A 12340-nucleotide genomic window follows, 5' to 3' on the forward strand; every position below is an offset into this window, starting at 1 on the left:
CATGTCGGCCCGGAGCGCGGAGTCGCCCAGGACCTCCTCGGTGGTCCCGCGCGGGAAGACCCATGGCCGGAGGTCAGCAGATCGCCACCGTGGACGACATGGAGCCGACCGAGACAGGATCGGTTCGGTAGCCTCGCCCGATGGCGATGATCTTGGTCACGGGGATGCCGGGCACCGGTGAGTCCGCCGCGTCGGAGATGCCGGCGGCGGCCGTCACCGCGGCCCGGCTGGAGGAGCCCAGGCCGCCACCAGGCCGACACTGCCCGAGCCGATCGGTGCGCGCTCCGACCTCGGCGACGGGGTGAGCGGCTCGTGCTGCTGCCCGACGCCGCCATCGAGACCGTCACCCGGGAGCCGGACGGCACCATCGCGCTGCACCACCACGACACCCGCATCCGGCTCGGCGCCCCGCAGCACGCTTCAGCTCACTGCTTCCATCGGTTCCAGACATCGGGCGCGAAGAGCTGATCGGGTGGCTCCTACCCCTGGTAACCGGGGATGGAGAGCTCCGGGACGGTGCTGCCGGCGCAGCGGGCGCGCTGGTCGGCGGTGGGGGCGGCGTTGCGCATGCCCACGACCGGCACGGCGCGGCCGTCGGCGTAGGTGTTGTCGGACGCGGTGAAGGCCGCCGCGTCCCCGGCGACCTGGGAGACGTCGGGGCGGCCCGGGGTCCCGGCGAGCGGGTCGAGAAAGCGGTTGCCGAAGACGGCGATCGCCCGCTCGGCCCCGGTGCCGGAGAAGTTGCGCCAGTACATGATCCCGCTGTGGTCGGCGGCGGGCGTGACCGTGCTGACGTCGTAGACGTTGCCGCAGACGACGACGTCCTGGAAGACCTTGGGGGCGTTGGTCACGTCGTAGGTGTAGAGCAGTAGCGCGGTGCCGTACAGGAGGTTGCCGGCGATGGTCGCGCCGGTGCCGTTGCGCACCTTGAGCCCGCCCCTGGCGTCCTGGGGCCAGCCGCGCAGCCAGTTGCCGGTGATCCGCAGGCCGTCGAAGCCCCAGGCGTACACGCCGTGATCGCTCTTGGCGCGGCTGCGCGGGTCACGGTTGACGATGTTGCCCGAGACGGTCGCGTCGATGTCGCCCTTGATGCTGATGCCGCGCTGGATGTGGCCGAGGGCGGCGGGCAGGCCGGTACGGCGGCGTACCTCGGCGAGGCGCGCGGCCGGGGCCTGGGACCAGGAGCGTCCGCCGGCCCAGGTGCTCAGCCACGCCGTCGAGGACAGGTCGGCGCCCAGGACGTTGCCGCTGATCGTCAGGTCGCGGGTGCGGTAGGTGAACAGCGGGGCGCCGCCGTCCACCTGCCGGTCCGACAGGAAGACCGAGTCCTGAACCTTGGCGCCGACCACGTTGGTGAGAGCCACGGCGACCTGGGCCGAGCTCGTCTGCTGCTCGTCGCCCCCGGTGGGCGTCTCCCCGTCGCCCATGCGGTTGACGAACACGCTGCGCCGGATGATCGGCCCGGTCTTGTAGGGGCTGTTGACGTCCAAGCGCAGCCCGTCGAACACCACGTTGTCCAGTACGGGCGTACGGTCCCAGCGGTTGGCGTAGGTGGTGTCGGCGAGGGCCGCGTTGGTTGTGCCGCGCAGGATGGCGGGGGTGTCGGGGTCGCCGAGGATGGAGGCGGGCTTGCTCCAGTCGAGGCCGCCGGTGATGCGGTAGAGGCCGCCCGGCAGGTAGAGGCAGCGTCCCGAGGCGTACGCGGCGGTGATCGCCTGCCGCATGCTCGCGGTGTCGTCGGCCTGCCCGTCGCCCTTCGCACCGGCGTCGGCGACGGCGTTCAGCACGCCACCCGAGCAGGCCGGGTCCGCGGCCACCGACTCCGGCACCGCAGGAGCGGCACCTGCCATGGCCGGCTCGGCACCGAACCCCGACACGACGATCACGCCCGCGACCAGCGCCTTACGCATCCGCCCTGCGTTGCTTGCCCGCATCGCCCGACTTCCTCCGGTTTCCCCCGACGCCGGCCGCGACATGGTTGCCGCGTCCGCCCGTTCAGCAAGGTGATCTTGCCATACGCGGCCGCCGCCGGGGTGGCGTGTCACGACGGGCCGCACGAGCGACGATCATCGCGACCGGGTCCCGGTCGCGCCGCGTGCCGTTGGGTCCAGTGAGGGTGTTCAGGCGTGGCGGCCACACCAAGAACGATCAGCCATGGAAGCGGCCGCGGTCAGGAAACCGCGGCCGAGCGGGGAGTAGGCGACGAAGGCGGCGTCGTGGCGCGCGCGCCACTCCAGCGACGTGGACAGGTGGTCTCTCGTCCACAGGGACAACTCCGACTGCACGGCCTTGATCGGGTGGACGGTCTGCGCCCGGTCGAGCCGTTCCACGCTGAACTCCTGGACCCCGACGGCCAGCGCCTTGCCTGCGGCCACCATCTCGGCCAGGGCGCCGGCGCTCTCCTCGACCGGCACCTCGGGATCCGGACGGCGCGGATAGTACAGGTCGACATGGTCCACGCCCAGCCGCCGGAGCGAGGCGTCGACGGCCGCGCGCAGACACTCGGCCTTCCGTCCGGCACAGGCAGGGCGGGGGCGCCGTTCTCGGTGGTCCGCGCGAAGTGCACGCCCGGTCCAGCGCCCGTCCGTTGACGGTACGGGGTCCTCGGCGTCCGGGGAGTCGCCGTACGCCCACGTCATCCCCACGCAGCCGAGCCCGACCGCGCCCACCTCCAGACCGCGGGCCTCAACCGCCGGGGCATCCGATCCTGATGCATCTCGCCGTTCACGACGTTTCTCCTGTTCATCCGATGCAGGACGGCTCGTCGGAGATCAGGAACACCGGTGAAGCGGCTCAGACGCCGCCCGGGTTCGCCGGGCCGTCGCGAAGTACGCCGCGTACCGTGTCGAGCCGTACACCCGGGTCGAACTCCGTCAGCCACCAGGTCGCGCCGGCGGCGGCGTACGGCAGCGGGTCGACGCCGGCGGGCAGGCTGACGGCGATGTCGTACGAGGCCATGTCGCCGTGTCGCAGCTCGGTGAGGGCGCCGGCGACCTCGGCGAGCTGGTCCGGGTGTTCCAGGTTGATCGGGAAGAAGCCGTCGAGCCGGGCGGCCCGGCGGATCGGCTTGACGTTGCCGGGGAATCCGGCGGCCCATACCGGCACGCCCGGCCGCTGAACCGGCTGCGGCAGGAACGTGATGTCGTCGACGGTGTAGTGCTCGCCGCGGTGGCGCACCGGCTCTCCGGACCACGCGGCGGCCAGGATGGCCAAGGACTCGTCGAGCATCCGCCCCCGCTGCCGGTCGTCGAGCTGCTCGCCGGTCCTGGACAGCTCGCCGCCGAACCGATCGCTGCCGAGTCCGACGCCCAGGGTGAGACGGCCGTCGCTCAGCTGGTCCAGTGTCGCGGTCTCCCGCGCCACTTTGGCCGGCCGCCGGCGGGCGAGCGTCGCCACCATCGGACCGAGCCGCAGCCGTTCGGTGACGGTCGCGATCGCCGCGAGCGTGATCCACGAGTCGGCGACCTGCTGGACCGGCGCCCGCCAGGACAGGTGATCCCACACGAAGCAGCCGTCCCACCCGGCCTCCTCCGCGTCGGCGGCCAGGTTCGCCACCGCCCGCGGGTCGGCGAGCTCGTCGAAGAGCGGCAGCCAGAGTGCCGATCGCAGCAGGTTCACGGGCGCTCTCCGCCGGAGACCGAAAGGATCTCTGCGATCACGACGTCCCAGAGCTCCGGCGGCGGCATCTGATGCCCCATGCCCTCGAGCGGGACCAGCCGGGCTCCCGGGATCTCCCGTGCCAGCGCCTCGCCGTGCCCGTACGGGAGCAGCGGGTCCGCGGTGCCGTGCAACACCAGCGTGGGCGCCGTGATCTCACCGAGACGGGCGCGGACGGGCTCGCCGCCGTCGAGCTGCCAGTGGTTCTGCGCCGAGGCAGGGGACGGGCTGCGGTCCCAGACGCGGCCGGCGACGCGGCGCATCCGCTCCTCGTCGACGGGAACGGTGCCCGCGAAGGTGCGCTCGCCGTCGGTGTAGTACGCGATGACGGCCTCGCGGTCGGACCAGTCGGGCGTCTGGTCGCCGCCCTCGGCGAACCGCTCCGCCAGTTCGGCGCTCATCGGCGGCAGGTCATGGCGGTCGGGGCCGCCGGGTCCGCCCGGGCTGGTGGCGATGAGCGTCAGGGAGGCGACCCGGCCGGGGTGGCGCACGGCCAGGCGCTGGGCGATTCCGCCGCCCATGGAGACGCCGACGATGTGGGCGGCCGCGATGCCGAGTTCGTCGAGCAGGCCGACGGCGTCGTCGAACAGGGCGTCGTTTCCGTACGGCGGCGCGCCGGGCGGGAAGGTCGTGGAGCGGCCGGTGTCCCGGGTGTCGTACCGGATGACGTGCCGGCCGCCGGCGGCCAGGCGCTCGCAGAACTCCTCGTCCCACCAGTCCATCGACGCCTCGGCGCCGCCGATGAGCAGCAGGGCGGGCGCGGCCGGGTCGCCGAACGTCTGGACGCAGAGCTTTATGCCGTTGACGTCGAGGAGCCGCTCAGGGTGATCTTGATTGGCGTTCATGTCCGGCACGCTAAGCCTGGCCACCCCATCGCGAAAAGCTATGATTTTCGATCGAGTCGATCGCCTACAGCGATATACCGTGTTCCATCTGGCCGGCCAGCTCAGCGGCGGCTGCGACGGCGAGGTCGATGGCCCGGGCCGCCAGCGGCGACCGGGTGCGCCCGGCCGGCCGGCACAGGTACCACGTGCAGGCAGGCGGCGGTTCCAGCCGATGGATGCGGAGCCGGTCGTCGGACCAGACGTCCGACCCCAGGAGGGCGAGCCAGGGCAACACCGCTGAGCCCAGGCCCACCCGCACCATCGAGACGACGGTTTCGTGGCCGGCCGTGCGGAACACGATCCGCGGCCGGGCGCCCGCGCCGGCGAGCTCCCGTTCCAGCCATCTTTGGTGGACGGTGGGCGGCCAGGCGACCATGGGAGTGTCGTCGAGCAGCTCGACCGGTACCGGACCGTCGGGGAACGCGCCCGCGGCGGCCACCAGGAGGTGCGGCTCGTCCAGCAGCTCGACGTGTTCGACGTCGCCGTCGATGCGGTCGTAGTGGAACAACAGGTCGAGATCTGCGATGTTCGGGTTCTCCGGTTCCACTTCCGACAGCCTGATGTCGCAGCCGGGGTGCTCGCTCAGCAACCCGCGCACCACTGCCGGCAGGATCAGCCGGGTCGCGCCCTGGAAGGTGCCGATGTCGATCCGGCCGTGACCCGCCTTGAACCGATCGACGGCGTCGGCCAGCGCCTCCGACCTCGCGAGCAGATCACGCCCGTGGGCCAGCACCAGCTCGCCGAGAGGAGTGGCGCGCACCGGCCTGGGACCTCCCGGCCGGTCGAAGACGGCCCCGCCGACGGCCTTCTCCAGCGCGGCGATCTGCTGGCTCACCGACGACTGGGTGTAGCCGAGGCGAACCGCCGCCCGGCCGAACGTCCCCTCCTCGGCGATGGCGGCCATCGTCCTCAGGTGGCGCAGTTCGACGTCAGCCATGACCGCCAGAGTATCGTCAAAGGCGATTGATTCGAACAAAACAATCGCTCCTGTTGATGAATGCGCGCTGCTGCCGGCGCCTCTGCGCCTCCGGCTGGGCCGCGGCCCAGCGCGACCCCGCCGTCGCTTTTGCCCGCCCGTGGAATTGCGACCTTTAATCCACTGCTTCTTCCGGAAATTTCAGGCAGGGACGGACGCGTCCGCGCGGCCAGGCCCTTGGGCCGCTCCATGGCATGGCCGTCGGCCGGCCGCCACACGGCCGAGACGTCCCGCGGGCGCCGAGGAAGCGCTGCACGAGCTACACGTCACCGCAGACTGACTTCCCGCGTGCGCTGCGCAACAAGATCGCGCATCACGCTCGCATCCACCACCGGCATCTGCACACCCGCCACGAAGCGATCACGGCCATGCTCGGTTCCACCGATACGCCGCCGGCCGAGCTTGAGAGCCGGCACAACCCCGTACCGGCCCTGCTCGCGCGAGGATCAGGAATCGGGGATCGACGGCTTCCCCGTCGCCGCCACTCGGGCGGGGTTGCCGTCCACGTCGACGGGGTTCAGGGTGAGCTTGATCTTGTGCGAGTCGGACCGGCCCTTGACCTTCTTGGCTCCGACCGAGATGACGCTGATCTTGACGCCGCCCTCGCCGCTGACCTCGTTCTTGACGTCCACGAGGAACTCCAGCTCCACGGGGCCCAGCCCGAACAGCAGCTCCTGACCCTCGCCCTCGTGCATCGCCCGGGTGAGCTCCCGCCTGATCTGCCTGATGGTGGCGCTGAGGTCGGCGAACTGGTCGTCGGTCATGGGACTCCAATCAAGGTCAGCGGCCGACATGGATATGTGCGGCCCACAACGAGGGGATGTGCGGGTAACGCTCACGCAGCCGGCGGGCGGCGGCATTCAGTGCTCGCGCCGAGCGGTCCACGTCAAGGGTTCCGTTCACGTCCGCGAGTTCCTCGTAGAAAGCTTGTGCGAGGTCGGCGTAGGCGCGGTCGTCGACCTCCCACAGCGTGGCGATCGCCTGCCACGAACCGCTGAGCTGCGCCGCCACGGCCAGGTTGATGGGCTCGCCCGCGGCGCCCGGCGCCGCCGTGGTGCACGCCGACAGATACGTCAGCCGGCTGGGCGCGGCCACGTCCCGCAGGCGCAACCGCCCGTCCGACAGCAGGAGCGAGCCGGCTGTGGCGTCGTCGGCGTCCGTGCTGCTGTGGCCGGCGAAATGCAGGACGTCGGCGCCCGGCAACTCTCTCAGAAGGCGTTGCCTGGTGGCCTGCTCTCCCTCGATCACGACGGCGGGGTCGAGGAGGCGGGCGACGGTGAGCGCCTCCCGCTCGGCCCCCGGCATCCGCATCGGGCTCTCCGCGGACTGCGGCAGCACGACCAGGGCCGAACCCGGCCGGCCCGCGGGCGCGGCCGAACGGGAACGCGTCAGCGCGCCGATCGTCGCCGTGTACGAGGAGACAACCGAGTCGATGGCGGAAGTCTCTGGGAGCCACCCCGCCGCGTGCAACGGCAGCACGCTCAACGGACCCGTCGGCACCCACCACACGCGCGGCATGCCCTCGGCTGCGCTCAGATGCGGCCGCAGCGCCTCCAGCACCGGCCCGACCACGACCTCCGCCAACCAGCCCAGCGTCTCGGCCAGCGACTGCTCCCGGCCCAGCCGGTCACGCAGCGGCCGGTAAGCGGTGGTGAGCTCGGTCAGGAAACGGCGTGCGCGCTCGGTCGCCGCCGCACGGTCGAGGCCAGGCAGGCCGATGACGAGCAATCCGTCCGTCGTCACCGCGATCGCGTCGCAGCGGTGCCCGCTCACGTTCAGGACCACGACGGGCCCCTCGGCCGCGGCCTGGAGGAGATCGCCGACCACCGGCGGGCGCAGGAAACCCGCCATGCCGGGCAGGGCGCGCGCCTCCTCCACCAGCCGCTCGAACTCCTCCGCCGGCCGGCCCCCGGGTTCGCGTGACGATGGCTCGTCCACCGCGATCCGCAGCGCCGACAGCCGCTCCGCCAGCTCAGGTGCGCGCGCACGCAACCTGCGAAGATCCTCCTGTACGCCCAGGGCCTGCGACAGCAGCAGCCCGCGTCCCTGCTCCAGCAGCGTGAGCGCCTCCTGCGGCCGTCCCGTCTCCAGCGCGCACGCGGCAGCGTCGCCGGCCAGCTCGGTCAGGCTGTCCTCGCGGCTCCCCCTCGCATGCCAGAGCCGGTCCGACATGGCCAGTGGAACCAGCTCGATCGCGGCGCGGAACGCGCCGAGCGCGCGCTCGTAGGCACCGCCCGCCATGGCGAGCCGCCCGTACTCCTGCCAGGCGAGCACGCGCTCCGCGATCGGCTCGTCGAGCCGTCCGGCGATCGCGGCGAACGCCTCCAGCGCCCCTTCGAGGGCAGCAGGGTCTCCCGAGCGCTCCCAGCGCCCGCGGTGCTGCGCGGCGAGGTCGGCGAGGTCACGGGTGAGCCGGAACCGGGCTTCGCGCAGCGTGTCGATGAACGCCTCGTGCTGCCCGCGCGCCTGCTGAGGGGCGATGGCCGCCGCCAGCCGGATCAACGCCTCGGCCTCGTCCAGATCGTCCGCGATCCCGGCAGACCACGAGCGTCGCAACAGGACCTTCGCGAGCAGGGCAAGGGCCCAGTGCCGGTCCGGGTCGCCCTCCGGCATCGCGCCGACCGCCCTGCGGGCCACATCCACGGCCTCTTCGAGATCGCCGGGGTTGTCGAAACGCTCGAAGCGTTCCTCCAGGGCATGGCCGAGCTGCACGAGGGCGAGGGCTCCGTAGGTGCCGGGCGTGTCGAGGGCGACGAGCCGGCGCGTCAGGTCGAGCAGGCGGTCCAGGACGGCGGGTTCCCCGGTCGCCTCATACGTCAGCGACACGGCGTGACGGAGCCGATCAAGCGCTACGGGATGTTCGGGCGCGTCGACAGAGGTGCCGGACAGGACCTCCGCGGCAGCCGTCAGGTAGGCGCGCAGGTCATCGGGCTCGCCCGACCGCTCGAAGCGGGCTCCCAGCATGTCGGCCAGACGACCGGCGACGAGCGGGGCGTCCGCGGAGTCCGCCGGCATCGCCGCGGCCACGCCCCGCATGAGCTCGATCGCGGCATCGAGGTCGGCCTGCTCGCCGACCGCGAGGAACCGGTGGAAGAGCAGCAGGCCGAGTTCGGCGGGGGCGCTCGCGCCGACGGACAGGTCCAGGTTCGCTCTGACCAGGCTGATGGACTCGTCCAGGTCGGCGAGCGACCCCGAACGCTCGTACCTGAGCCGCAGCGCCCCGCTCAGGCTGATCCACAGGACGTCGCGCTCCGGCTCGGCCTCGGGTACGACCGCGAGCCCTTCGCGCAGCACCCCGATGGCCTTCTCGAGGTCCTCGTCCATGCCGAGACGCTGGAACCGGTCGAGGAGGAGATCGCCGAGCGTCGCGTAGACGAACAGCGAGTGGGCCGCGAGGCCGTTCTGTTCGTGCATGAGCCGGGTCAGGACGAAGATCGCGGTGTCCGGCGGCTGCTCGACGGCCGCCGCCACCAGGAACCTGGCGCGGTCCTCGTGGTCGCTCGGCAGCAGCTCGGCGGCCTCGATCAGGAGAGCGGCGACCCGGTCGAGGCCGTCCCGGTCGTCGTCCCTGTCGTCGTCCGCGACGACCCCCCGCTCGATCTCCGCCTGCGCGGCCAGAGCGTAGGCGAGATGGATCCGGTAGGGGTCCGGTTCCGTTTCGGCGAGCCGCCGATGGACGTCCACGATCTCGCGGGCCGTCGCCAGAGCGCCCTCGTCGTCGCCCTGGCTCCGCTGCCTGCCGCGGCGTTCGGTGAGCGCCGCGGCGAGCGCCGGCAGGGCCGACTCCGGGGTGTGCTCGGCGAGGCCACGATAGAAGGCGACCGCCTCATCGGGGTAGTCGTGAGAGAAGGCAAGCTCGTGGAAGGAATGGCGGGATTCGTCCAGTTCCTCGATGACCTCCGCTGCCTCGCCGTCGCGTCCGAGCAGGCCCAGCGCCTGCGCCTTCAGCGCGGAGAACTTCGCCTCGCCGGCCTTCCTGCGGCGTCTGGACCCGGCGAGCAGCTCGATGCCGGCTTCGGCCGTAGCCAATGCCTCCGCCGCCAAGCCCGCGCGGAGCTGGACGTCGGCCAACAGGAGGAGCACGCGCAGCTGCGCATCGCGCAGAACGGGCGTGCTGCCCCTCCCCGCGACCACGTCCCACAGGACGAGCAGGGCGGACGGTGCGTCGGCCATGGCGTCGCCGAACCGTCCGAGCGCGGCGGCCGACTCCGCCCGCACGGTCAGCGCGCGAGCGAGCCCGAGCGGTTCACCGTGCAGCCGCTCGTAGACCTCGACGGCCTCCCGCGCCGCGGCGGACGCGCCCACGTGATCCTCGACCTCCATGAGCTGCTCGGCGTAGCTCACGAGGTTGGCGGCGTAGTCGGGAAGATAGCCGTGGTCAGGACGCATGAGAGGCTCCTCCCGCCGCAGCGCTGCCCCGGCCGGTCAGCGCGCGGTACAGCTCCAGCGCCACAGCCCTGGCGGCGAGCGCCTCATCGTGGCGCTGAGCCTCCCGCATGTGATCGCTCAGGTTCTGCCACGCCCTGGCCAGTTCCGGGCGGTAGTCCGTCCGGCCTTCGCTCACCAGCCTGCCGTACACCGATATGGCCAGCCGGGTCAGCGGCTCGACCAGCAGGTTCAGCGCGGGCGCGCCCGCGGGGAAGGAACCGGCCAGCGCGACCAGCGCGGCCTCGTCAGAAGCGCAGACCCCGGCCACGCCGTCCTCCAGCGCCGAGATCAGGTAACCAGGCTGCTCGGTCTCGATGACGACCTGCAAGGCGACGGGGCCATACCTGGCCAGCTGCCCGACCACCTGCTCCTTGAGCAGCCGCCCCACGTGGGGATGATCGCCGCTCGCCCGGGCCAGCACATGGAAGGCCTGGTGAAGCTGGGTGAGCGACGCGGCGGCCAGCGGTTCGTCGATCAGGTCGGGCCACTCACGCAGATGCGTTCCCACGAGATACTCACCCAGGCGGTCCGGCTCCAAGGGCCCCCACTCACCCTCCTGGGACGGATAGAGCGTGCTCAGCCACTGGTGGACCACAAGAAGTTCGTTCTCCCCCAGGTCGCGCAGGCCGAGGACGTGACTCAGCAGTGCCACGGCTTGGGACCTGCTCGACGCCCCGAACAAGGTGGCGATCGTCACCGTGTTGCGCAACGTCTCATCCGACAGGAAGGCGAGGCCCACCGCGTCCGCCGTCCGCCGCCAGTAGCGGTTCTCGTGCACCATGAGGACCTTCTCGTGCGGCGTACGGCTGCGCGCGGCGGCCGGTGCGGGCCCCGCCTGCAGCAACCCCACCAGGGCACTCAAATGAAGGCGCATCAGCGATCCGTAGCCGGGGCCGCCCAAATCGGGCAGCGCCACCTGGGCAGCCAGATCAGTCCAGCACGTCTCCTGCAGACCCGACACCCGATGGAGCTGGGCGGCGATGTCCACCACCGCCTCCCTGAACGCCGTCTCACGTGCTCCCGTCCACGTCGGCAGGCCGGTCAGCGGGTGAAGCTCGGCGAGTTCAAGGGCGTACTCCATCAGGTCGGACTTCGCGGTCAGCCGCTGCCACCACTGCCCGGCCGAGCGCGCCAGCATCAGCACGCGCACCGCGCTGCCGTCGTCGACACCGACGTTCTCGATCAACCGGCGGACGACGTCGGGCCGCGTCTCGGCGTAGTCGACCACGAGCAGCAGCGGCAGGTCACACGCGCGTAACCGGCTCAAAGGCTCCTCCGGCAGCACCGCCGCGCTCTCGGCCACCACCTGCCCGGTCACCCAGCCCTCGCGGCGCAGATGGGCGACGAGCTGACGCGCGAGCCGCGTCTTGCCCAGCCCACCGGCGCCGAAGACGAGCCGAGCGTCGAAGACCTCGTCCGTGGAGCACCATCCGATGAGCCTGGCCAGCTCGTCGTCCCTCGGGGTGAACCACCGCACCGCCTCGGCGTCGGCACGCAGGAGCGCCGCAGGAGAACGCGGGCGGCGCCGGTCAGCCGGAGCGGAGAACAACCTGGCCAGCTCGGCTGGTTCGAGAACCGCCGGCACCGCGATCGCGTCAAGGAAACCGGGCTCGGCGAACAGGGCCTCGGCCCGCGTGGCGAGCAGCCTCGCCCCGCCATACCCCTGATGATCAGCGACCACCACGCCGATCAGCAAGTCATCGGCGAACAGCGCGGCACCCGACATCCCTGCCCAGGGCGACCCTGCACCTGTGCGCTTGGGCGGGTTGAGCACCTGGAGGTGATAGCGGCGCTGCTTGGCGCCCGCCTCCGGATTCACCCGGCCACCGGCCTGATCGCGCTCGCGCACACCATCCGGCTGGGCCAGCACCTCGGGAAAGCCTGAGGCCTGACAGACCACCTCCGCCCGGCGGCTGACCAGCCGTCCCCAGCGCACGGGCGCGACAGGAGGATCGCCCCAGTCGCCGTCGATGATCTCCAGGACAGCGACGTCCACCTGGGGGTCGGCCGACGACCAGGTACACACGGCGGACCACAGGCGCGTCCTGTCGGCGGTCCTGACCTTGATCTCGGCCCCGAGTCCGGGGCGGCCCGTCGCGGACAGCACGTGCGTAGAGGTGATGAGCAGGCGCGGCGCGATCAGGTAGCCGGAACCGGACGACCAGGACGCGTCGGCCTGCCGGGACCACACCTCGGCCACGCGTTCGACCGTGGTCGGCATCTGTTCTCCGGCTGCGGGGGGAAACTGACAGCAGAATACGGGCTACCGCGTCAAGGCCGGTAGGTTCCGACGAACCAGGAGCCGCCCCGGAGTCCTTGCGCCCCCCCATCTGGGCCCTTCCGGCACGTCCGAGCATGATGCGACAGCCAGAAGGCCGATCAGGTGTCCGGCCAA

General features: G+C 71.8%; 10 protein-coding genes. 1 reads left to right on the forward strand and 9 read right to left on the reverse strand.

Annotated features, from left to right (window positions below):
• Window positions 1-73: 73 nt before the first annotated feature.
• On the reverse strand, window positions 74-217 hold the full coding sequence (locus ACIBK9_RS12115; RefSeq protein ID WP_397157441.1) for a hypothetical protein: 144 nt from the start codon (window positions 215-217) through the stop codon (window positions 74-76).
• A 95-nt stretch (window positions 218-312) separates the two neighbouring features.
• On the opposite strand from ACIBK9_RS12115, the gene ACIBK9_RS12120 reads away from it, so the two are divergent.
• Window positions 313-468, forward strand: a complete 156-nt coding sequence (locus ACIBK9_RS12120; RefSeq protein ID WP_397157443.1) for a hypothetical protein — start codon at window positions 313-315, stop codon at window positions 466-468.
• Between the two features lie 11 nt (window positions 469-479).
• Here ACIBK9_RS12120 and ACIBK9_RS12125 read toward each other — a convergent pair whose 3' ends face one another.
• The 8 genes from ACIBK9_RS12125 to ACIBK9_RS12160 form a co-directional block, all read right to left on the reverse strand.
• Window positions 480-1910, reverse strand: a complete 1431-nt coding sequence (locus ACIBK9_RS12125; RefSeq protein ID WP_397157445.1) for a glycosyl hydrolase family 28-related protein — start codon at window positions 1908-1910, stop codon at window positions 480-482.
• A gap of 210 nt (window positions 1911-2120) precedes the next feature.
• Window positions 2121-2639 carry an aldo/keto reductase gene (locus ACIBK9_RS12130; protein WP_397157587.1) on the reverse strand — a complete coding sequence of 173 codons (519 nt, stop codon included), beginning with the start codon at window positions 2637-2639 and terminating at the stop codon, window positions 2121-2123.
• A gap of 154 nt (window positions 2640-2793) precedes the next feature.
• Complete coding sequence (locus ACIBK9_RS12135) at window positions 2794-3618, reverse strand: LLM class flavin-dependent oxidoreductase (protein ID WP_397157447.1); 825 nt, start codon at window positions 3616-3618, stop codon at window positions 2794-2796.
• The gene (locus ACIBK9_RS12140) at window positions 3615-4502 is read right to left on the reverse strand and encodes an alpha/beta fold hydrolase (protein WP_397157449.1); all 888 of its coding nucleotides are present in this window, start codon (window positions 4500-4502) and stop codon (window positions 3615-3617) included. The genes ACIBK9_RS12135 and ACIBK9_RS12140 overlap by 4 nt, the downstream gene beginning before the upstream one ends.
• Before the next feature lie 64 nt (window positions 4503-4566).
• Window positions 4567-5478 (reverse strand): LysR family transcriptional regulator, encoded by a 912-nt coding sequence (locus ACIBK9_RS12145; RefSeq protein WP_397157451.1) that lies wholly within the window; start codon window positions 5476-5478, stop codon window positions 4567-4569.
• Window positions 5479-5963: 485 nt separating this feature from the next.
• Window positions 5964-6281: a trypco2 family protein gene (locus ACIBK9_RS12150; RefSeq protein ID WP_397157453.1), complete on the reverse strand. Its 318-nt coding sequence runs from the start codon at window positions 6279-6281 to the stop codon at window positions 5964-5966.
• 16 nt (window positions 6282-6297) lie between these two features.
• Window positions 6298-9906 carry a CHAT domain-containing protein gene (locus ACIBK9_RS12155; RefSeq protein WP_397157455.1) on the reverse strand — a complete coding sequence of 1203 codons (3609 nt, stop codon included), beginning with the start codon at window positions 9904-9906 and terminating at the stop codon, window positions 6298-6300.
• The gene (locus ACIBK9_RS12160; protein WP_397157457.1) at window positions 9896-12166 is read right to left on the reverse strand and encodes a trypsin-like peptidase domain-containing protein; all 2271 of its coding nucleotides are present in this window, start codon (window positions 12164-12166) and stop codon (window positions 9896-9898) included. Before ACIBK9_RS12160 ends, ACIBK9_RS12155 begins: the two co-directional genes overlap by 11 nt.
• Between the last annotated feature and the right edge of the window lie 174 nt (window positions 12167-12340).

The sequence above is a fragment of the Nonomuraea sp. NPDC050227 genome (assembly GCF_044459705.1).
In the GTDB taxonomy this organism is placed as follows: Bacteria; Actinomycetota; Actinomycetes; order Streptosporangiales; family Streptosporangiaceae; genus Nonomuraea.